Genomic DNA, 21635 nt, shown 5'->3' on the forward strand with positions numbered 1-21635 from the left:
ACCGCTGGTTTCGCCCAGGACAGTCTGCCTTGTCCGGAGGGAGTCCGTCAGCATCGGGTCGGCCGTTGTACGGGCGTTGTGAAGCCGTTGTGAGGCCGCAACCCGGTCGTTCTGAGGCCCACTAGCTGACGGGTCGTCAGATCGGCGCTACCGTGAAGGACATGGAGACCTTCCCGAAGATCATCTCGGTGGACGACCACACCGTGGAGCCCCCGCACGTCTGGCGGGACCGGCTCCCGTCCCGGTACCGCGACACCGGACCCCGGATCGTCCGCGCCCCCCTCAAGGAAATGACCTTCCTCGGCGGAAGGTTCGCCCCCGTCATGGGCGCCAAGGGCGACGACGGGCCGATCGGCGACTGGTGGGTGTACGAGGATCTGCACAGGCCCCTCACCCGGCTCGACACCGCCGTCGGCTACGACCGCGACGAGATCCGCCTCGAAGTCATCACCTACGAGCAGATGCGGCCCGGCTCCCACTCCGTCCCGGACCGGCTCGCCGACATGGACGTCAACCACGTCCAGTCCGCGCTCTGCTTCCCCACCTTCCCGCGCTTCTGCGGGCAGACCTTCACCGAGGCGGGCGACCGCGAGCTCGGGCTGCTCTGCGTCCGCGCCTACAACGACTGGATGGTCGAGGAGTGGTGCGGCCCCGAGGCGCACGGGCGGCTCATCCCGCTCACCCTCATCCCGCTCTGGGACCCCGAGCTCGCCGCCGCCGAGGTCCGCCGCAACGCCGCGCGCGGGGTCCGGGCCGTCGCCTTCTCCGAGATCCCGCCGCACCTCGGGCTCCCCTCCGTCCACACGGACCACTGGGACCCCTTCTTCCGCGCGTGCGACGAGACCGGCACGGTCATCGCGATGCACATCGGCTCCTCCAGCCGGATGCCCTCGACCTCCGCCGACGCGCCGCCGGCCGTCGGCTCCACCATCACCTTCGCGAACTGCTGCTTCTCGATGGTCGACTGGCTGATGAGCGGCAAGTTCGAGCGCTTCCCGAACCTGCGGATCATGTACGCGGAGGGGCAGATCGGCTGGATCCCGTACATCCTGGAGCGCGCCGACGTCGTCTGGGAGGAGAACCGCGCCTGGGGCGGCGTCGCCGACAAGGTCACGCGGCCGCCCTCCGAGCTCTTCGCCGGCCACGTCTTCGGCTGCTTCTTCGACGACGCCTTCGGGCTGCGCAACCTCGACGCGATCGGGGCGGGGAACGTCCTGTACGAGACGGACTACCCGCACTCGGACTCCACCTGGCCCAAGTCGAAGGAGGTCGGCGAGGCCCAGATGGGCCACCTGTCGGCGGACGTCGTCGAGCGGATCGTCCGGGGCAACGCGATCGAGCTGCTCGGGCTGACGCCGGAAGGGCTCTGGCGGGCGTAGTCCCGCCGGCGCCGCGGCCGGGCTCCCTGCCGGGAGGGGAGCCCGGCCGTTTGTCGCCTGAACGGGTCAACCAGGCGGCCCCCTGATGGCGGAGTGTCGTGGACTGCGCACAAATAGTAGTCAAGTGTGCGTTTCTTGCACATCACGAGACAGCCAGTGGATGTCCCCCCGGGGACGTTCACGAACGGAGCCTGTGACATGACCCCCGACCCCCTCCCACACATCCATTCCGCGGACGACGACATAGAACCGACCGCCACAGAGCCCCGCCCGGTTCCGTCCCGCCAGCCGATCGTCTCCTCGCCTCCGACGCCGAAGCCGACGGCGATGCCGACGGTGACGCCGGCGTCGACGCCGACGGCGGCAGTGTCGCCGACGTCGACGGCATCCCGTGTCGTACCGAAGTACCCCATCGCGGCGAAGTCCCCTGTCGTGTCGGCGGTCCCGATCGGGGCGGCGTTCCCGCAGACCGCCCCGAAGTCTCCGGTCGGCCCGGAGTCCCCGGCGGAGCCGGAGCCGGAGCCGCAGGCCGCTGCCGCGAAGTCCCCGGTCGGCCCGGAGCCGCAGGCCGCCGCTCTGCACCCCCAGTCCGCTTCCGAGCCGTCCGCTCACGATGAGTCCGCTTACGACGAGTCCGCTCACGACGAGTCCGGTGACGAAGCGGTGCACACGCTGCTGCGGACGGCGGCGACCGAGCGGCCGGTGGAGGAGGTCGCCGCGCTCGTGGCCCGCCTCCAGGAGACCGGCGAACTCTCCAGCCCCGCGGACGTGGCCCTCCGCGCCGCGGCCGTCACCCGCCCCCTGGACGAAGTGCGCCAGCTGCTCGCGCTCCTGAACGAGACCGGGTACGACCTCCATCAGGCCGAGACCACGCTGCGCGCCGCGGCGGTGGGCCGGCCGGTCGAGGACGTGGTCCAGCTCGTCGGCATCCTCGGCGCCGACAGCAGCGACTGGCAGTCCACCGCGGACGGCGAGGGAGCCCCACAGGCCGCCACCACCAGCGCCACCGCCGCCACCGCCCCGAAGCGCGTCCGGAGCGCCTCGAAGGGGCGGAAGTCCCCCCTGGACGGCGCGCTGGCCTCGGGTCCCGGCAGTCACACCGCCTCGCCCGCGCTGCGGTCGGTCCTGCGCTGGCCCGCCGCGCTCGCCCTGTTCGCCTGTGGCCTCATCCATCTGCCGACGGACCTCTCGGGCCTGCGCTCGGGCGGCGACGCGCAGGCGCTGTCCGTGGTCGTCACCGTGCTCTGCCTGGCGTGCGCGGTGTGGCTCGCGGCCAGGGACACCCTGATCGCCTGGGCCGCCGCCGCGGGTGTCGCCGTCTTCGTCATCGCGCTCCACGGAGTGGCGGGCGTGCGCACCGTCGACCTCCTGAGCGGCAGCCTCGGCACCACCTTCGCCTGGGCGAAGGCGCTGGCGCTGCTGAGCGCCGTGGGCATCGTCTGCCTGGCCGCCTCGGCCGTGGTGCGCCACGTGAGGGCGACGGGCGCGGCGGACAGCGCCTGACGTACCGGAGTACGAGGACGAAGACCCTTCCCCCGCCCGGGCAGCGAGCAGCTGCCCGGGCGGGGGCGTTCCGTGCCGCCGGAGTGGCCCCGCGTGCCCCTACCCCTTGCCTGATGGATCGTCAGGTACGAGCATGGGCCTGCTCGTGGAAGTGACGATCCGTCAGATGCGGGCCGCGTGCCCGGGCTCAAGGGGGTTTCCATGGTGGTCTACGGCATGCAGCTGCCGGTCCAGTCGCAGAGCACCCTCTACGCCGAGGCCTGGGAGGCGGGCGCGGGTCCCGCGGATCTGGTCGCCGTCGCCCGGGCCGCCGAGGCCCACGGCTTCGACTACCTCGCGAGCTGCGACCACGTCGCCATCCCGCGCCGGCTCGCCGGGCCCATGAGCACCGTCTGGTACGACCCGGTGGCCACGCTCTCCTACCTCGCCGCCGCCACCGAGCGGATCCGGCTCCTCTCGCACGTCGCCGTCGTCGGCCTGCGCCATCCGCTCGTCACGGCCAAGGCGTACGCGACGCTCGACCACCTCTCCGGCGGCCGTCTGGTCCTCGGGGTCGGCGCCGGGCACGTCCAGGAGGAGTTCGAGGTGCTGGGCGTGGACTTCGGGCGGCGCGGCGCCGTGCTCGACGAGACCGTCGACGCGCTGCGGGCGGCCCTCGGGCCTGAGGAGTACCCGGAGCACCTGGGGGAGCGGTTCGCCTTCAAGGACCTCGGGCAGCTGCCCCGGCCCGCGCAGGAGCGGGTCCCGCTCTGGGTGGGCGGCTCCTCGCCGGCCGCCGTGCGCCGGGCCGCGCTCAAGGGCGACGGCTGGCTCCCGCAGGGCGACCCGCGCGACAGGCTCCCCGCACAGATCGCGAGGCTGCTGCGGCTCCGTACGGAGGCCGGTATCGCGGAGCCGGTCACCGTCGGCGCGATCACCGAGGCGCTGTACGTCGGCACGCCCGGCTGGGAGGCCGGCCGGCGCACCCTGACCGGCCGGCCGGAGGAGCTCGCCGCCTCCCTGCGCGCGTACGGGGAGATGGGCGTGCACCAGATCCAGGTGCGGTTCCGCTCCCGGAGCCGTACCGAACTCATCGACCAGATGGCGGCCTTCGGCACGGAGGTCGCCCCCCATCTGTAGACCTCTAGGAGTACGGACATGGGAAAGCTCGACGGGCGGGTCGTCCTCGTCACCGGTGCGGCGCGCGGGCAGGGCGAGCAGGAGGCGCGGCTGTTCGCCGCCGAGGGCGCGAAGGTGGTCCTCGCGGACGTCCTCGACGGCCCCGGGGAGGCGCTCGCGAAGGAGCTGGGCGAGGACCGTGCCGCGTACGTCCATCTGGACGTGACGAGCGAGGACGGCTGGGCGGCGGCCGTGGCGTCGGCCAAGGAGCGGTTCGGGAAGATCGACGGCCTCGTCAACAACGCGGGCATCCTCCGCTTCAACGAGCTGGTCTCGACGCCCCTGGAGGAGTTCCAGGCGATCGTGTCCGTGAACCAGACCGGCTGCTTCCTGGGCATCCGCACGGTCGCGCCCGAGATCGCGGCGGCGGGCGGCGGGACGATCGTCAACACCGCCTCGTACACGGGACTGACGGGGATGGCCGGCGTCGGCGCCTACGCCGCTTCCAAGCACGCCGTCCTCGGTCTGACCCGGGTGGCCGCCCTCGAACTGGCCGCCAGGGGCATCCGGGTGAACGCCGTCTGCCCGGGCGCGATCGACACCCCCATGAGCAACCCGGAGGGCGTGGACCCGGCCGCCACGGCCGAGCTCTACCGCAAGCTCGTGCCGCTCGGGCGGATCGGGCGGCCGGACGAGGTGGCGGCCCTGGCGCTCTTCCTGACCGGGGCGGACTCGGCGTACATCACGGGCCAGCCGTTCGTGATCGACGGCGGCTGGCTGGCGGGCGTCGGCCTTTTCTGACGGCTCGTCAGGTATTGACGCACCTGCGCGGCGGTGCGAGAGTCGGGCACATCGATGAATCTGACGGATCGTCAGAAACATGAAAGAGGGCGGTGAACTTCCTTGGAATTCGGGATCTTCGTACAGGGATACGTCGGCAAGCGGGCCGAGACCGATCCCGAGGCCGAGCACAAGGCGCTCATGGAGGAGACCGAGTACGTCATCCAGGCCGACACGTCCGGCTTCAAGTACGCCTGGGCCTCCGAGCACCACTTCCTGGAGGAGTACTCGCACCTCTCCGCCAACGACGTCTACCTGGGGTACCTCGCCCACGCGACCGACCGGATCCACCTCGGCTCCGGCATCTTCAACCCCCTCGCCCCCGTCAACCACCCGGTCAAGGTCGCCGAGAAGGTCGCCATGCTCGACCACCTCTCCGGCGGACGCTTCGAGTTCGGCTCCGGGCGCGGGGCGGGCTCCCACGAGATCCTCGGGTTCATGCCGGGCATCACCGACATGAACCACACGAAGGAGATCTGGGAGGAGACCATCGCCGAGTTCCCCAAGATGTGGCTCCAGGACGAGTACGCCGGCTTCCAGGGCAAGCACTGGTCGCTGCCGCCCCGCAAGGTCCTCCCCAAGCCGTACGGCAAGTCCCACCCCGCCATGTGGTACGCGGCCGGCTCCCCGTCCTCGTACGCCATGGCCGGGAAGATGGGCCTCGGCGTCCTCGGCTTCAGCGTCCAGAAGGTCTCCGACATGGAGTGGGTCGTCGAGTCCTACAAGAACGCGATCAAGGAGGCGCGCGCGGTCGGCGACTTCGTCAACGACAACGTGATGGTGACGTCGACGGCGATCTGCGCGGAGACGCACGAGAAGGCGGTCGAGATCGCGGTCGGCGGCGGACTGAACTACCTCCAGTCCCTCCTCTTCCGCTACCACGACACGTTCCCGCGGCCGGAGGGCATCCCGGAGTGGCCCGAGCTCCTCCCGGAGTACTCCGCCGAGATCATCGAACTCCTCATCGCCGAGGAACTGATGATCTGCGGCGACCCGAGCGAGGTCCTCGCCCAGTGCAAGCGGTGGGAGCAGGCCGGGGCCGACCAGCTGTCCTTCGGCCTCCCGATCGGGATCTCGTACGAGGACACGATGAACTCGATCAAGCTGATCGGGGAGCACGTGATCCCGGAGATCGACACGGACCCGGTCCACCGGACGACGCGCATGAGGCAGTCGGCGGGGTCCTGAGGCGGGCGCACGACGAAGCGCGGGGTGGTGTCTTCCCGGATCGCCACCCCGTACCGGCCCCGGCCGGAGGCCGTTCCGCGGCGGCCCCGGTCCGGGGCACACCCGCGTCCACGGACGGATCCGGGCCCACCCGCGTCCACGGACGGATCCGGGCCCACCCGTGTCCACGGACGGATCCCGGCCCACCCGCGTCCACGGACGGATCCCGGCCCACTCGCGTCCTGGACAGCACGCCCAGAGAGGAACCGGCATGCTCGACCATCTGATCAAGGGCGCCACCGTCGTCGACGGCACCGGCGCCCCCGCCCGCGTCGCCGACGTCGGCATCCGCGACGGGCGGATCGTCTTCCCCGCACCAGGGGCGACCGCCCGTACCACCCAGGACGCCACCGGCCTCGTCCTCGCCCCCGGCTTCGTCGACCCGCACACCCACTACGACGCCCAGCTCTTCTGGGACCCGTACGCCACCCCGTCCATGAACCACGGCGTCACCACCGTCGCCGGCGGCAACTGCGGGTTCACCCTCGCCCCGCTCCACCCCGGCCGGCCCGAGGACGCCGACTACACGCGCCGCATGATGTCGAAGGTCGAGGGCATGGCCCTCAAGGCCCTCGAAGAAGGGGTGGACTGGAGCTGGTCCTCCTTCGCCGAGTACCTCGACGCCCTCGACGGCCGGATCGCCGTCAACGCCGGGTTCATGGTCGGCCACTGCGCCCTGCGCCGGTACGTGATGGGCGCGGACGCGGTCGGCGGGCAGCCCACCGAGGAACAGCTGGCGCAGATGGTGACCCTCCTCAAGGAGGCCATGGACGCCGGCGCCTGGGGCCTCTCCACCACCCAGTCCTCCACGCACTCCGACGGCGACGGCGCCCCCGTCGCCTCCCGGCACGCCACCCCCGCCGAACTGATCGCCCTCTCGCGGGCCGTCGGCGAGCACGAGGGGACCCAGATCGAGGCCATCCTCGCGGGCTGTCTCGACCAGTTCTCCGACGACGAGATCGAGCTGTTCGTCGAGATGACCGCCGCCGCGGGCCGTCCCCTCAACTGGAACGTCCTCACCATCGACGCCGCCGTCCCCGAGCGCGTCCCGCGCCAGCTCACCGCCTCCGAGCGGGCCCGGAAGTCCGGCGGCCGGATCGTGGCCCTCACGATGCCGATCCTCACCCCCATGAACATGTCCCTCGGCACCTTCTGCGCGCTCAACCTCATCCCCGGCTGGGGCGAGATCCTCGGCCTGCCCGTCCCCGAGCGGATCGCGAAGCTCCGCGACCCGGACGTACGGGCCGGGATGCTGCGGCGCGCGGACTCCAGGGAGGCCGGGGTCTTCCGGCGGCTCGCGCACTTCGGCCGGTACGTCATCGGCGACACGTACAGCAGGGCGAACGAGGGCCTCACCGGCCGCGTCGTGAACGACATCGCGGCCGAGCGCGGCCAGGACCCCTTCCAGGCCCTCGTCGAGATCTGCGCCAACGACGACCTGAGGACCGTCCTGTGGCCGATGCCCAGCGACAACGACCCGGCCTCCTGGGCCCTGCGCGCCGAGACCTGGCAGCACGAGGACGTCCTGCTCGGCGGCTCGGACGCGGGCGCGCACCTGGACCGGATGTGCGGCGCCCCGTACACGACCCGCTTCCTCGGCGACTGCCTGCGCGGCCGGAAGCTGGTCCCCCTGGAGCGGGCGGTGAAGATGCTGAGCGACGACCCGGCCCGGCTCTTCGGGCTCCGGGAGCGCGGCCGGATCGCGGAGGGCTTCCACGCGGACCTGGTCCTCTTCGACCCGGAGCGGATCGACGCGGGCCCGGCGACCCTCGTGCACGACCTGCCGGGCGACAGCCCGCGCCTGGACTCGCGGGCGGTCGGGATCGTGTCGGTGCGGGTCAACGGCGTGGAGACGGTACGGGACGACGAGGTGACCGGCGCGATCCCGGGGCGCGTCCTGCGCTCGGGCCGTGACACGAGGACGGTGAGCACCAGGTGAAAACAGAGAAGCTCTTCATCGGCGGGGAGTGGGTCGAGCCCGACGGCGGGCACTACGAGGTGATCGACCCCGCCTCCGAGGAGGTCGTCGGGCTCGCGCCCGAGGCCTCCCGGGCGCAGGTGTACGAGGCGGCCGCCGCCGCCCGCGAGGCCTTCGCGACCTGGTCCCGTACGAAGCCGGAGGAGCGGGCGGCGATCCTCGACCGGGCCGCGGACCTGATGGCCCGGGACGCCGAGGCGAACACGCTCCTCGCCCGCGCCGAGACCGGTGCCACCACCGGCACCGCGCGCGGGATGCAGGTCGCGGTGGGTGCCTCCCGTTTCCGCCGGTACGCGCGCGGGGCGATGGAGCCGGTCGAGCAGGCGCTGCCCCCGCAGATCAACGAAGCCGGTCCGATGGGGAAGGCCGGGGTGTTCGGCGCGGTGGCGGTGCGGCGCCCGGTCGGCGTCGTCACCTGCATCACCTCGTACAACAACCCCTGGGCCAACCCGGCCGGCAAGATCGCCCCGGCGCTCGCGATGGGCAACACGGTCGTGGTGAAACCGGCCCCGCAGGACCCGCTCTCGGTGTACGCGATGACGCGGGCCCTGGAGGAGGCCGGGGTCCCGGCGGGCGTGGTGAACGTCGTCACGGGCTCCGCGCAGGCGGTCGGCGAGGCGGCCGTCGACTCCCCGGACGTCGACATGGTCTCCTTCACCGGCTCCACGGCCGTCGGGCAGGCGATCGGCGAGGTCTGCGGCCGTTCGCTCAAGCGGCAGCTGATGGAGCTGGGCGGGAAGGGGGCCGCGCTGGTCTTCGACGACGCCGACCTGGACTCGGCGGTGATGGGGATCGGGACGACCTTCGCCTTCTACAGCGGCCAGATCTGCACCGCCCCGACCCGGGTCCTCGCCCAGCGCGGGATCCACGACCGTCTGATCGAGAAGCTGACCGGCTACCTGGCCTTCATGAAGGTGGGGGACCCGGCGGAGAAGGGGACGGTGGTCGGCCCGGTGATCTCGGCCGCCCACCGCGACCGGGTGGAGTCGTACGTCGAGCTGGGGAGGAAGGAAGGGGCCCGGGTCGTCGCGGGCGGTGAGCGTCCGGACTTCGCGAAGGGCTTCTACGTGGCCCCGACGCTGCTCGCCGACTGCACCAACGGGATGCGGGTGGTGCGGGAGGAGATCTTCGGCCCGGTCGTCGTGGTCGTCCCCTTCGACGACGAGGAGGAGGGGATCGCGCTCGCGAACGACAGCGACTACGGACTGATCGACTACGTGTGGTCGGGCGACGTGGCCCGCGCGTTCCGCGTGGCGGCCCGGCTGCGGGCCGGCGGGGTGGGCGTGAACACGATCGGCCGGAACATGGAGGCGCCGTTCGGCGGCTTCAAGAAGAGCGGTGTCGGGCGGGACGTGGGCTCGTACGCGCTGCACGCGTACAGCGAGCTCCAGGCGGTCGTCTGGCCGGGGTGAGAAGCGTCTCGAAAATTTCACGGGAAATTTTTGAAGCGGACATTCGGGGCACAGCTGCGGTTTCCGCATATCGGACACCCGTCGACGGGCTTGCCGGTTGCTCGGCTCGTTCGAATGGTCGATCTTTCAATCATTGGCGGGTGTCCGGTTCGACCCTCGCAATGCAAGGCAGTGATCGATCAAATGAGCGGACTCTGATCCTCCGGATGTGGAAACCGCAGCATTTAACGTCGAGTTCATGACTCAGGTGGACGTACGGCCGCAGGCCGGAGACACGGCAAGGGGCGCCGACGCTCAGGGCGGCGCCTCCGGCGTGCGCACCAAGGGCCTCGGCGGCAACTCCGTGGGCCTCCTCGGCAGCGCCGTCATCGGCATCTCGACCGTCGCCCCCGTCTACTGCCTGACCTCCACGCTCGGCTCCACCGCCGGCGAGGTCGGCCTGCAGATGCCCGCCGTCTTCCTCGCGGGCTTCCTGCCGATGCTGCTCGTCGCGTTCGCGTACCGCGAGCTCAACAAGCGCATGCCCGACTGCGGCACCTCCTTCACCTGGACCGTGAAGGCCTTCGGCCCCAAGGTCGGCTGGATGTGCGGCTGGGGCCTCGTCATCGCGACGATCATCGTGCTGTCCAACCTGGCCGGCGTCGCGACCTCGTACTTCTGGCTGCTCGCCGGGGAGATCAGCGGCAACCCCTCGATCGCCGCCCTGGACGACAACAAGGCCGTCCACATCCTCACCTGCCTCACCCTGATCGCCGCCGCGACCGCGATCAGCTACCGCGGCATGACCGCCACCAAGGGCGTGCAGTACACCCTCGTCGGCCTCCAGCTGGCCGTCCTCGCGGTCTTCGTCGTCATGGCCTTCTCCAAGGCCGGCTCGGTCGACTTCCCGACCGGGGCGAGCTTCTCCTGGTCCTGGCTGAACCCCTTCTCCGTCGGCTCCTTCGCGGCCTTCACCGCCGGCCTCTCGCTGTCGATCTTCATGTACTGGGGCTGGGACACCTGTCTCACGGCCAACGAGGAGACCACCGACAGCGACAGGACCCCGGGCCGCGCCGCGCTCATCTCGATGGTCGTCCTGGTCGGCTCCTACCTGGCCACCGGAATCGCCGCCCAGATGGTCGTCGGCTCCGGCGGCAAGGGCCTCGGCCTCGCCAACCCGGAGACCTCCGACAACGTCTTCGCCGCCCTCGCGGGCCCCGTCATGGGCCCCGTCCTCGGCATCGCGCTCTTCGTCGCCGTCCTCGCCTCCGCCGCCGCGAGCCTGCAGACCACCTTCATCCCGGTCGCCCGCACGGTCCTCGCCATGTCCAGCTACGAGGCGCTGCCGCCGTCCTTCGCCCGGGTCCACCCCGTCTTCAAGGTCCCCGGCAAGGCCACGATCGTGGCCGGCGTCGCCACCGGCGTCTTCTACACCGTGATGACCCTGGTCAGCGAGAACGTCCTGGTCGACACCATCTACGCGCTCGGCCTCATGATCTGCTTCTACTACGCGCTGACGGCCTTCGCCTGCGTCTGGTTCTTCCGCAAGGAGCTCTTCGCCTCCGCCCGCGACCTCGCCTTCAAGGGCGTGATCCCGTTCCTCGGCGGCCTGATGCTCACCGCCGTCTTCGGCAAGACGCTCTACGACATGTGGGACCCGGCGTACGGCTCCGGCTCCGCGGTCTTCGGCGTCGGCTCGGTCTTCGTGATCGGCGTCGGGCTGCTGCTCCTCGGCGTGGTGATCATGCTGGTCATGCAGCGCCGGAGCCCCGCGTTCTTCCGCGGCGAGATCCTGACGAAGGAGACCCCGTCGCTGGTGGTCGCGGACTGACGCCGCGGAGGCGTCTCCGAAACGCGAAGGCGGCGGACCCGTGGGGGGCCCGCCGCCTTCGTCATGCTCCGTACGGCTCAGTGGTGCCCGGGCAGCAGCCGCTCCACCGCCGCGTTGGCGGGCGGCAGGTCGGGGGTGCCTGCGGGCTTCGCCTTGGGGGTCAGGACGCCGCTGAGCGGGACGACCGAGGGAAGGTTCATGCCGCCGGTGTCGGCGGACGCGGTCCCGGCGGCCGCGCCGGCGGCACCGGCGGCGGCGAAGACGGTCAGGGCGGCTGCGGTGAGGATCCTCTTCATGCCCGTCGTAACGCGCGTCTCCCGACGGGGTTACGACCTACCAGGTCGCGCCGGCCGGCTGCCGGGTCGTCGCGTTGATCCGGTTGAAGAGGTTGGTGACCCCGAGCCACAGCACGATCTGGGCCAGCTGCTTCTCGTCGTAGTGGCGGGCCGCCTCGTCCCACACCGCGTCCGGCACGGCGTCCGGGCGGTCCGCGAGCCGGGTCGCGTACTCGGCGAGGGCCAGCGCCGCCCGTTCCGCCTCCGTGAAGTACGGGGTCTCCCGCCAGGCCGCGACGGCGTGAAGCCGCTCGTCCGTCTCGCCCTCCTTCTGCGACTTCAGGGCCCCGCCGACCACGCAGTACCCGCAGCCGTTGATCTGGCTCGCCCGGAGGTGGACCAGGTCCAGGGTGGTGGCGGGCACGTCGCCGCCGGACTGGACGGCCTTGATGAGCTGGAAGATCGCCGGCATGGCCTCGGGCAGGACGGTGGCGGGGTTGGGCATGCGTGCGGACACGGAGGGCTCCTTGGGCTGCGTACGTGTAGGGGGGAACGAAGGGTCCGAGGACGCGGTGGACGTGCTGCTGCTCAGAACCCCACGCCGGCCGGCTGCCGCACGGTGACGTTGAGCCGGTTGAACAGGTTGGTGACGGCGACCATCAGCACGATCGCGGCGAGCTGCTTCTCGTCGAAGTGGTCGGCGGCCGCGTCCCACACCTCGTCCGGCACCGCGTCCGAGACGTCGGCGAGCCGGGTCGCCGCCTCGGCGAGGGCGAGGGCCGCGCGCTCCTCGTCGGAGAAGTACGGAGCCTCGCGCCAGGCGGCGACGGCGAACAGCTTCTCGTCGCTGACGCCGTTCTTCCTGGCGCTCTTGGCGCCGTAGTCGACGCAGAAGCCGCAGCTGTTGATCTGGCTGGCCCGCAGGTGCACCAGCTCCAGGATCGACTCGTCGACGCCGCCCTGACGGGTGGCCTTGACCAGGTTCTGGATCGCCGGACCGGCGTCGGCCAGGAGGTAGGCGGGGTTCGTCATGCGGGCCTGGGGCGTGTGCGTCATGGTGACTGCTCCTCGTGTTCCGTCGTTCGTGCGGCGCTTTCACTGCATTGACGGAGCGCGCGCCGAGGATGTGACACGACCGGAGAAGTTTTTCGAGATTTCCTTCCGGGCCCCGCGATCAGGCCCGATCAGGCCTCAGCGATCAGGCCTCAGCGCTCAGGCCTCCTCGCTCAGGCCTCCTCGCTCAGGCCTCCTCGCTCAGGCCTCCGCGATGAGGGCGGTCGCGACGGTGCGGAAGCCGAGCCGGCCGTAGAGGCGGGCCACGTCCGCGTCCGAGGCCGTGAGGAACACGAGCTCCGTGCCGTGGGCGCGGGCGTCCGCGACGAGGGCGGCCGTGACCGCGAGCCCGAGGCCCCTGCGCCGCGCCGTCGTAACGGTGCCGACGCCGACGACTTCGGAGACGGCCCCGACGGGCTGGTGCTGGCCGGCCGCGAGGGCGTCCCCCGAGCCGTCGAAGGCCGCCGCGAGTCGGGTCAGGCCGGCCGTGATCCGGTCGGCGACGCGCGCGGTGGCGCCGGGCTGCGGCTCCGCCCCGAAGGCGGCGTACGGGGCGGCGACGGCGCTCTCCAGGGCCGGGTCGTCCGCGCCCACCATCCGCACGGTGAAGCCCTCGGGTGCCGGTACGGCGAGCGGCGCGCCGTCCAGGACCATCAGCGGGTGCTCGTGCACGGTGAGCCCGGTCGCCTCCACGGCGGCCCGCAGCCCCGGCGTCGTCCCGGCGACCCACTCGAAGGCCTCGGGCACCCCCAGCTCCCGCTGCCGGGCCCGCACCTTCTCCACGGCCCCGGCGGACACCTCGCCCTCGTGTCCGAGCGCCGGGCGGGCGTAGTAGGGCCAGCCCTGCCCCTCCTGCACGAAGAGGGTCAACGGCCCGAAGTCCTCGGTGCGGGCGGAGGAGCGGGGGACGGCGTCGTAGTACGTCTCGATTCGCTTCAGCACCCGGTCACGGTAGGGGGCGGCGGCGGAGACCGCAGGCGGTTTTCGAACGGACCGGGGGGAACCGGGCGAGGGCACGCTCTCGTCCCACAGCGCGACCGTGGGAAATGGGGGAACCATGAGCCGTACGGGACACACGTGTCCGGGGTGCGAGCGGGACGACCGGGTGCAGGCCGTGCCCGCGGTGTACCTCGCGGGCCGGGACGCCGTCACCAGCAGGGAGCGGGACCGCGAGGGCGACATGCGGACCGTGACGCGGGCGGTGACGACCGGACTCTCGGACGCGCTCGCGCCGGTGCCGGAGTCGCCGAAGCACGCGATCGGCTGCGTCGGCCTCGTCGCCGGGGTCGTGTGCGTCTTCTCGTTCATGGGCTGGGTCACCGTCGGGGGCGCCCTGGAGGACGACCCCGAGCCCACGGTGGCCTTCGGGCCGCCGCCGCATCATCATCTCGGCCCCGACCTGGGGTTCCTGGGCTGGGTCTCGGCCCTCGCGCTGGTCGTCACCGTCCTGGTCGTCGTCGAGCTGCGGCGGCGCAAGGCCGCCTTCGCCCGCTTGACGCGCGGACGCCACCGCGCCGAGGAACTCTGGTCGAAGGGGTGGTACTGCCACCGCTGCGGCACGGTCCACTTCTCCGGTGTCCCCGGCGAGGACCGTGCCCCGCTCACCCTCCAGCGCTTCCGCGAGCGGGTCTGGGAGCACGGCGGGTACGGGGACCTGGCGGCGGTGCAGCGGGCGGTGGATCCGGCGCGTTCCTGAGGGCGCCGCCCGTGTCGTACCCCTCGGAAATCCGGGTCCCAGCCCCTACCGTGCGGCTATGCGGATCTCGACCACGATCTTCCTGACCGACGAGACCATCAGCCCGGTGCGGCTCGCGCGCGAGCTGGAGCAGCGCGGCTTCGCGGGGCTGTACCTGCCCGAGCACACGCACACGCCCGTCTCCCGCGAGACGCCCTATCCGGCGGGCGGGGAGCTGCCCCGGGAGTACAGCCGGACGCTCGACCCGCTCGTGGCCCTGGGGCAGGCCGCGGCGGTGACCGAGACGCTCGGCCTCGGCACGGGCATCACCCTGATCACCCAGCACGACCCGATCGTGCTGGCCAAGCAGGTCGCCACGCTCGACCACCTCTCCGGGGGCCGGTTCACGCTGGGCGTCGGCTTCGGCTGGAACCGGGAGGAGGCCGCGGACCACGGCGTCGACTGGTCCACCCGCCGGGAGCTCGGCCGGGAACGCCTGGACCTGATGCGGGCCCTGTGGGCGCCCGAACCGACGGCGTACGCGGGGGAGTCCGGCGTCTCGGTACGGGCCTCGGAGGTCTGGCCCAAGCCGGCCGGGGGCGCGCCGCGCGTCCTCCTGGGCGGCGCGGCGGGCCCGAAGCTCTTCGCGCAGATCGCCGCGCAGACGGACGGCTGGATGCCGATCGGCGGCCGGGGCCTGACGGAGTCCCTCCCGGTCCTCCGCGAGGCCTGGGAGAAGGCGGGCCGCACCCCGGACACCCTCCAACTCGTCCCGTACGCGGTCCTCCCGAACCCCGGCAAGCTGGCCCACTACGAGGAACTGGGCTGCGAGGAGGTCGTCCTCCAGCTGCCACCGGGCGACGAGCCGGAGGTCCTGGGCGTCCTGGACGCGTACGCGCGGTACCTGTGAGCGATTGACTTCGGAATACGTTCCGAAGTACCGTCGAGGCATGCTGACGCAGACTGTCTCCTTCTCCGAGCTCTCGAAGAACTCGAAGCGGGTCGCCGAACGGCTCGACAGCGAGTACCGCCTGCTCGTCACCCGGCGTGACGGGGAGGACCTCTACCTCACCACCGCCAGCTACGACCAGGAGCGCGAGGAGACGGCCGACGTCACGGCCCGCCTCCTCGCCGCGCTCCTTGCCGCGGACGACGGTGCGCGCGTCATAGGGCATGCCCTGCCCTCGGTCTTCCCCTGGGTGCGGCACCTGTCCGCCGAGGAGCAGCGGGAGTTCGTTCAGGATCTGGTGGACGCGACGCATGACGCCGCGCAACTCGACGTCCACGCCACCCTCCACCGCACGATCGTGGAGTGGCGAGCGACAGCGCGCATCCTCGCCGACCCGGGCCTCACGGCTCAGCTCACGCGTCCCCTCCCCGACGAGGACCACGGAGAGGTGACGGCCCCGTGACACCGAAGCGCGGGGACGACGTCCCCCCGCCTCCGGTCGGTGAGGAGTGGCGCCTGCGCTTCGCGACGAACGAGGCGGCCAAGGGGTGGGGCGAGCTCGCCGCCGAGGCCCCGGGAAACACGCGGCGCTGCTTCGAAGCCCTGCGCCGGGATCCGCTCCGGTGCGATGATCCGGACCGGCAGCACCGGTTGCGTGGTCGCCTCGCCACCGGGACGCTTGGCGGGCGCGTCCACCCGCAGTGGGAGTACGAGGTGACGGCCGGTGGCCGCGTGCGGTATCTCGTCGACGAACCGCGCCGGACGGTGCACCTGGTGTATGCCGCGCCCCGGCATCCCAAGGACACCGACTGACCTCCTTCCCACGGGGATCCGAACTCACCCTCGCGGGCCCGCTCGTATGCTCGGTTCATGACGGATCACCAGGCAGGACGACCCACCGAGAACGCCATGCGCCGTGCCCTCAAGCGGGCCAGGGACGGGGTCGCGCTCGATGTTGCCGAGGCCGCCGTGCTGCTGCGGGCGCGGGGGAGCGATCTGGACGACCTCGTCGCCTCCGCGGGGCGCGTGCGGGACGCCGGGCTCGAGGCCGCCGGGCGGGCCGGGGTCGTCACGTACTCGAAGAGCGTGTTCATACCGCTCACCCGGCTCTGCCGGGACAAGTGCCACTACTGCACCTTCGTCACCGTCCCCGGCAAGCTGCGCCGGGACGGCCACGGGATGTTCATGTCGCCGGACGAGGTCCTCGACATCGCCCGCCGCGGCGCCGAGATGGGCTGCAAGGAGGCCCTGATCACCCTCGGCGACAAGCCCGAGGACCGCTGGCCCGAGGCCCGCGAGTGGCTCGACGCGCACGGGTACGACGACACCATCGCGTACGTACGGGCCATGGCGATCCGGATCCTGGAGGAGACCGGGCTTCTTCCGCACCTCAACCCCGGCGTCCTGTCCTGGACCGACTTCCAGCGCCTCAAGCCCGTCGCGCCCTCCATGGGCATGATGCTGGAGACGACCGCGACCCGGTTGTGGAGCGAGCCCGGCGGCCCCCACTACGGGTCCCCCGACAAGGAACCCGCCGTGCGGCTCAGGGTCCTGGAGGACGCCGGGCGGTCCTCCGTCCCCTTCACCTCCGGGCTGCTGCTCGGCATCGGGGAGACCCTGGAGGAGCGGGCCGAGTCCCTCTTCGCGCTGCGGCGCGTGTCCCGGGCCTACCACTCGATCCAGGAGCTGATCATCCAGAACTTCCGCGCCAAGCCGGACACGGCGATGCGCGGGATGCCGGACGCCGAGCTCGACGACCTCGTCGCCACCGTCGCCGTCGCCCGGCTCATCATGGGCCCCTCCGCCTGCCTCCAGGCCCCGCCGAACCTCGTCGACTCCGCGTACGAGCGCCTGATCGCCGCCGGCATCGACGACTGGGGCGGCGTCTCCCCGCTCACCATCGACCACGTCAACCCCGAGCGCCCCTGGCCGCAGATCGAGGAGCTCACCGCGAGGTCCCGCGCCGCCGGCTTCGAGCTGCGCGAACGGCTCTGCGTCTACCCCGAGTTCGTCACCCGGGGCGAACCCTGGCTCGACCCCCGGCTCCTCCCGCACGTCCGCGCCCTCGCCGACCCCGAGACCGGCCTCGCCGACCCCGACGCGCCCGTCCGCGGACTGCCCTGGCAGGAGCCCGACGAGGCCTTCACCGCCACCGGCCGTACGGACCTGCACGCGACCATCGACACCGAGGGCCGCACGTCCGACCGGCGCGAGGACTTCGACGACGTGTACGGGGACTGGGAGGCGCTCCGCGAGGCCGCCGCGCCCGGGATGGTGCCGGAGCGCGTCGACGCCGACGTGCGCGAGGCGCTGCGCACGGCCGCCGACGACCCGACGAAGCTCACCGACGCCCAGGCGCTCGCCCTGCTGCACGCGGACGGCCCCGCGCTCGACGCGCTGACCCGCCTCGCGGACGACGTCCGCAGGTCCGTCGTCGGCGACGACGTCACGTACATCGTCACGCGGAACATCAACTTCACCAACGTCTGCTACACCGGCTGCCGCTTCTGCGCCTTCGCCCAGCGGCGCACCGACGCCGACGCGTACACCCTCTCCCTCGACCAGGTCGCGGACCGCGCCGAGCAGGCCTGGGACGTCGGCGCCGTCGAGGTCTGCATGCAGGGCGGCATCCACCCCGACCTGCCGGGCACCGCCTACTTCGACATCGCGAAGGCCGTGAAGGAACGCGTGCCCGGGATGCACGTGCACGCGTTCTCGCCGATGGAGGTCGTCAACGGCGCCACCCGCACCGGCCTGTCGATACGGGAGTGGCTGACGGCCGCGAAGGAGGCGGGTCTCGACTCCATCCCCGGCACCGCCGCCGAGATCCTGGACGACGAGGTCCGCTGGGTGCTGACGAAGGGCAAGCTGCCCACGGCCACCTGGATCGAGGTCATCACGACCGCGCACGAGCTGGGCCTCCGCTCCAGCTCGACCATGATGTACGGGCACGTGGACCAGCCCCGGCACTGGCTCGGCCACTTCCGCACGCTCTCCCGCATCCAGCAGGAGACGGGTGGCTTCACCGAGTTCGTGACCCTCCCCTTCATCCACACCAACGCGCCCGTCTACCTCGCCGGCATCGCCCGCCCCGGCCCGACCGCCCGCGACAACCGCGCCGTCATCGCCATGGCCCGGCTCCTCCTCCACCCGCACATCCCCAACATCCAGACCAGCTGGGTGAAGCTCGGCACCGAGGGCGCGGCGGAGATGCTCCGCTCGGGCGCCAACGACCTGGGCGGCACCCTCATGGAGGAGACCATCTCCCGCATGGCGGGCTCCAGCTACGGCTCGTACCGCTCGATCCGCGACCTGGAGGCGATCGCGGAGGCGGCGGGCCGCCCGGCGAAGCCGCGTACGACGCTGTACGGCGAGGTCCCGGAGGAACGGCAGCGCACGGCCCGGGCCTCGGACGGCCACCTCCCGGAGCTCCTGCCGCTGGTCCAGGAGTAGGCCCGCGGTCGGCGGCTGAACGCGGTCAAAAGTGGTCTGAAGGGCGTCCGATCACATAACGTTCTGGACCCCGATCCGCCGTACCCGGTCCATTACAGTGCTGCGCAGACCGGTCTACGGGGGGAGGGCACGTCGTGGTCACGACAGCCGCAGCCGTGTGGGGCCGCGCCGAGCAGCAGGACTTCCGGTCCCGCGTACGGGGCTGCCTGCTCGGCGGGGCCCTCGGTGACGCCCTGGGCGCCGGAGCGGACGGACGCCTGGAGGAGCTGCGCGAGGCGCACGGACCTGACGGACTCACCGAGCCCGTGCCCGCGTTCGGCCGCCGCGGCGCCGTCACCGCCGCGACCCAGATGGCCCTGTTCACCGTCGACGGCCTCGTCCGCGCCCAGGTCCGCCGCGACACCGGCCACTGGCATCCGCCCAGCGACGTCCACCGGGCCCATCTGCGCTGGGCGGCCACCCAGCGCGACTGGGGCCCCGACGAGCGCCGCAAGGACAACGGCTGGCTGGCCCGCGAGGAGTGGCTCTACGCCCGCCGCAACCCGCCCCGCGCCTGCCTCACCGGCCTCGGCGACGACACCCTCGGCACCCTCGACAAGCCCAAGAACCCGGACGCCGGGGACTCCGGCGCGCTGGCCCGCTCGGCCCCCTTCGGCCTGCTCGTCGGCTGGGAGCCGCAGCTCGTCTGCCAGCTCGCCGTGGAATGCGCCGCGCAGACGCACGGCGCCCCGGCGGCCGGACTCGCGGCGGGCGCGTTCGCGGTGACCGTCCACGGCCTGGCGCGCGGCGGCTCCGTGGAGACGGCGGTGGCCCGCGCCCTGGAGCAGCTCGCGGTCCGCCCGGGGCACGAGCCGGTGACGGAGGCCCTCAAGGGTGCGCTGACCGCCGTACGGGAAGGGGCGCCGGACGCGGACCGGGTGACGGCCCTGGGGGCCGGCGAGGACCGGGCCGAGGGGCAGCTGGCGGCGGCCGTCTACTGCGCGCTCGTCGGCGAGGACGTACGGCACGGGCTGCGGCTCGCGGTGAACCACGACGGGCCCTCGGCGGTGACGGGCGCGCTCACGGGCGCGCTGCTCGGCGCCCTGCACGGCGAGACGGCCCTCCCGCCGGCCTGGCTGGCCGACCTGGAGGGCCGCGCGACGGTCCTGGAGCTCGCGGACGACTTCTCGATGGAGATGACGCAGGGCGCGGCCCTGCACAGCGCCACGGACTCCGCGCCGGGCTGGCTGACGCGCTACCCGAGGGGCTGAACACCCGCCTCACAGGGGTGTTCAGCGCATCAGCTCCCCCGCGTTGACGAGCAGCGACTGTCCGGTGATCGCCCGGGCCCGGTCCGAGGCCAGGAAGGCCGCCGCCTCCGCCACGTCCCCGTCCGTCGCCAGCTCCGGCAGGGCCATCCGCCCGGTGAGCCGGGCCAGCACCTCGGCCTCCGGCACCCCCTCGGTGTGCGCGGCGAACTGGACGTACGCCTGGACCGGCGGCCCCCACATCCAGCCCGGCAGCACCGTGTTGACCCGGATCCGGTGCGGCCCCAGCTCGTGCGCAAGGGAGTACATCGCCGAGGTCAGCGCCCCCTTCGAGGCCGCGTACGCCGCCTGCCGCACCTGCGTGGGCGCCGCCACCGCCGACTGCGTGCCGATCAGGACCACGGAACCGCCGCGCTCCTTCAGCGCCGGCAGGCAGGCGCGGGTCATCCGCAGCGTGCCGAGCAGGTTGACGTCCAGGACCCCCTGCCAGGTCCCGAAGTCGGCGTCCTCCAGGCCGCCGAAGTAGGAGTCCCAGGCGGCGACGTGGACGACCGCGTCGATCCCGCCGAAACGCTCGACGGCGAGCGCGGCGAGGGCCTCGCACTGCTGCTCGTCGGTGATGTCGGTGACCCGGTAGGCGGTCCTCGTGCCGGACGGGTCGATCTCGGCGGCGGACTTGGCGAGGTTGGCCTCGGTGCGGGCGCCGAGCACCGCACGGCCCCCGTCCCGTACGACCGTCTCCGCGATCCGGTGGCCGAGCCCGGCACCGACCCCCGACACGACGACCGTCTTCCCCTGGAGCAGCATCCGGTCCCTCCTCGACCCTGGCCAAGTATCTGACGGTCCGTCAGAGTAGGAGCCCGGAACCGACATGGGAAGGGGTACGAGAGTGAGCGACGAGACCCGCAGCGAGACGTACGCGGAACTGGCGGCCGTCGGCCCGTACGGGGTCCGCCCCGGCCACGCGCTGATCACCATGGTCGAACCGCACCCGGGCCAGGAGTACGCGTACAACCGCTGGTACGAGGACGACCACTACTACGCGGGCGCGATGGCCATGCCCTGGATGTACGCAGGCCGCCGCTGGGTCGCCACCCGCGAGCTCCAGCTCCTGCGCGGCCCGGAGAAGTCCGCCGTCGCCCAGCCGGTCACCGCCGGCTGCTACCTCTCCACGTACTGGATCACCGAGGGCCGCTACGACGACCACATGAAGTGGACCGTCGGCATCAACAAGCGCCTCAACCGCGACGCCCGCGTCCACCAGGCCCGTACCCACGTCTTCACCGCGTTCCAGGACCACGAGGCCACCGTCTACCGCGACGGGGCCGCCGGCCCGCGTGACTTCCACGCCCTCGACCACCCCTACGCGGGCCTGATCCTCCAGGTGATCGACGCGGAGAGCCCGGAGCGGCGGGGAGAACTGCTCGACCGGCTGCGCGACCGCGAACTCCCCGCACGCCTCGCCGGCTCACCGGCGGCGATGGTGACGGTCTTCCGCCCGACCCCGCTGCCCGGCGACCGCATGACGTACGTGAAGCAGGTCGAGGGCGTCGACACCCGGCTGACCCTGCTCTGGTTCCTGGAGGAGGACCCCCGCGCGTGCTGGGCGGAACACTTCGCGGACCTGGAGTCCCTCGCCTCCGGAGCGGGCCGGGTGGAGCTGGTGGCGCCGTTCATCCCGACGGTCCCGGGGACGGACCGCTACGTCGACGAGCTGCGGTGACGTCTCCCGGGCA

At 72.2% G+C, this 21635-nt stretch carries 20 protein-coding genes; 15 read left to right on the forward strand and 5 right to left on the reverse strand.

The features are described from left to right. The first annotated feature begins 161 nt into the window (after positions 1-161). The 8 genes from ACZ7HT_RS15280 to ACZ7HT_RS15315 all read left to right on the forward strand — a co-directional run bounded on the left by ACZ7HT_RS15280 (position 162) and on the right by ACZ7HT_RS15315 (position 11247). Positions 162-1379: an amidohydrolase family protein gene (locus ACZ7HT_RS15280; RefSeq protein WP_471165082.1), complete on the forward strand. Its 1218-nt coding sequence runs from the start codon at positions 162-164 to the stop codon at positions 1377-1379. A 432-nt stretch (positions 1380-1811) separates the two neighbouring features. Further along, on the forward strand, positions 1812-2882 hold the full coding sequence (locus tag ACZ7HT_RS15285; protein WP_471165085.1) for a hypothetical protein: 1071 nt from the start codon (positions 1812-1814) through the stop codon (positions 2880-2882). 201 nt (positions 2883-3083) lie between these two features. After that, positions 3084-4001, forward strand: a complete 918-nt coding sequence (locus ACZ7HT_RS15290; protein ID WP_471165088.1) for an LLM class F420-dependent oxidoreductase — start codon at positions 3084-3086, stop codon at positions 3999-4001. A gap of 18 nt (positions 4002-4019) precedes the next feature. Beyond that, entirely contained in the window at positions 4020-4781 is a 762-nt protein-coding gene (locus ACZ7HT_RS15295; protein ID WP_471165090.1) for an SDR family NAD(P)-dependent oxidoreductase, read from the forward strand. A gap of 102 nt (positions 4782-4883) precedes the next feature. Then, on the forward strand, positions 4884-6008 hold the full coding sequence (locus ACZ7HT_RS15300; protein ID WP_471165093.1) for an LLM class flavin-dependent oxidoreductase: 1125 nt from the start codon (positions 4884-4886) through the stop codon (positions 6006-6008). Positions 6009-6258: 250 nt separating this feature from the next. Further along, complete coding sequence (locus ACZ7HT_RS15305) at positions 6259-7986, forward strand: N-acyl-D-amino-acid deacylase family protein (RefSeq protein ID WP_471165096.1); 1728 nt, start codon at positions 6259-6261, stop codon at positions 7984-7986. Then, positions 7983-9437, forward strand: coding sequence for an aldehyde dehydrogenase family protein (locus tag ACZ7HT_RS15310; RefSeq protein WP_471165099.1), 1455 nt, complete (start codon positions 7983-7985; stop codon positions 9435-9437). The genes ACZ7HT_RS15305 and ACZ7HT_RS15310 overlap by 4 nt, the downstream gene beginning before the upstream one ends. Before the next feature lie 238 nt (positions 9438-9675). Further along, entirely contained in the window at positions 9676-11247 is a 1572-nt protein-coding gene (locus tag ACZ7HT_RS15315; protein WP_471165102.1) for an APC family permease, read from the forward strand. A gap of 77 nt (positions 11248-11324) precedes the next feature. On the opposite strand, the gene ACZ7HT_RS15320 is transcribed toward ACZ7HT_RS15315, so the two are convergent. The 4 genes from ACZ7HT_RS15320 to ACZ7HT_RS15335 form a co-directional block, all read right to left on the reverse strand. Next, complete coding sequence (locus tag ACZ7HT_RS15320; protein ID WP_116160445.1) at positions 11325-11543, reverse strand: hypothetical protein; 219 nt, start codon at positions 11541-11543, stop codon at positions 11325-11327. A 37-nt stretch (positions 11544-11580) separates the two neighbouring features. Next, on the reverse strand, positions 11581-12039 hold the full coding sequence (locus tag ACZ7HT_RS15325; RefSeq protein WP_376582385.1) for a carboxymuconolactone decarboxylase family protein: 459 nt from the start codon (positions 12037-12039) through the stop codon (positions 11581-11583). A gap of 71 nt (positions 12040-12110) precedes the next feature. Further along, entirely contained in the window at positions 12111-12578 is a 468-nt protein-coding gene (locus ACZ7HT_RS15330) for a carboxymuconolactone decarboxylase family protein (RefSeq protein ID WP_471165107.1), read from the reverse strand. A gap of 198 nt (positions 12579-12776) precedes the next feature. Continuing rightward, positions 12777-13517, reverse strand: coding sequence for a GNAT family N-acetyltransferase (locus ACZ7HT_RS15335; RefSeq protein WP_471165111.1), 741 nt, complete (start codon positions 13515-13517; stop codon positions 12777-12779). A gap of 115 nt (positions 13518-13632) precedes the next feature. Here ACZ7HT_RS15335 and ACZ7HT_RS15340 point away from each other — a divergent pair, with 115 nt between their 5' ends. The 6 genes from ACZ7HT_RS15340 to ACZ7HT_RS15365 all read left to right on the forward strand — a co-directional run bounded on the left by ACZ7HT_RS15340 (position 13633) and on the right by ACZ7HT_RS15365 (position 19902). Further along, on the forward strand, positions 13633-14271 hold the full coding sequence (locus ACZ7HT_RS15340) for a hypothetical protein (RefSeq protein ID WP_471165114.1): 639 nt from the start codon (positions 13633-13635) through the stop codon (positions 14269-14271). Positions 14272-14329: 58 nt separating this feature from the next. Continuing rightward, complete coding sequence (locus tag ACZ7HT_RS15345; RefSeq protein ID WP_471165117.1) at positions 14330-15160, forward strand: LLM class F420-dependent oxidoreductase; 831 nt, start codon at positions 14330-14332, stop codon at positions 15158-15160. Between the two features lie 40 nt (positions 15161-15200). After that, positions 15201-15662, forward strand: a complete 462-nt coding sequence (locus tag ACZ7HT_RS15350) for a prevent-host-death family protein (RefSeq protein ID WP_471165119.1) — start codon at positions 15201-15203, stop codon at positions 15660-15662. Further along, the gene (locus ACZ7HT_RS15355; RefSeq protein ID WP_471165121.1) at positions 15659-16012 is read left to right on the forward strand and encodes a hypothetical protein; all 354 of its coding nucleotides are present in this window, start codon (positions 15659-15661) and stop codon (positions 16010-16012) included. The genes ACZ7HT_RS15350 and ACZ7HT_RS15355 overlap by 4 nt, the downstream gene beginning before the upstream one ends. Positions 16013-16069: 57 nt before the next feature. Further along, a complete protein-coding gene (locus ACZ7HT_RS15360) occupies positions 16070-18652 on the forward strand; it encodes a bifunctional FO biosynthesis protein CofGH (protein ID WP_471165124.1) in 2583 nt (860 codons plus the stop codon). A gap of 134 nt (positions 18653-18786) precedes the next feature. Beyond that, positions 18787-19902: an ADP-ribosylglycohydrolase family protein gene (locus ACZ7HT_RS15365; RefSeq protein ID WP_471165127.1), complete on the forward strand. Its 1116-nt coding sequence runs from the start codon at positions 18787-18789 to the stop codon at positions 19900-19902. A gap of 21 nt (positions 19903-19923) precedes the next feature. On the opposite strand, the gene ACZ7HT_RS15370 is transcribed toward ACZ7HT_RS15365, so the two are convergent. After that, the gene (locus ACZ7HT_RS15370) at positions 19924-20706 is read right to left on the reverse strand and encodes an SDR family oxidoreductase (RefSeq protein ID WP_471165129.1); all 783 of its coding nucleotides are present in this window, start codon (positions 20704-20706) and stop codon (positions 19924-19926) included. An 82-nt stretch (positions 20707-20788) separates the two neighbouring features. Between ACZ7HT_RS15370 and ACZ7HT_RS15375 the strand changes: the two genes are divergently transcribed. Continuing rightward, positions 20789-21622 carry a hypothetical protein gene (locus ACZ7HT_RS15375; protein ID WP_471165131.1) on the forward strand — a complete coding sequence of 278 codons (834 nt, stop codon included), beginning with the start codon at positions 20789-20791 and terminating at the stop codon, positions 21620-21622. Positions 21623-21635 lie beyond the last annotated feature (13 nt).

It is taken from the genome of Streptomyces sp. NPDC037410 (assembly GCF_055602235.1).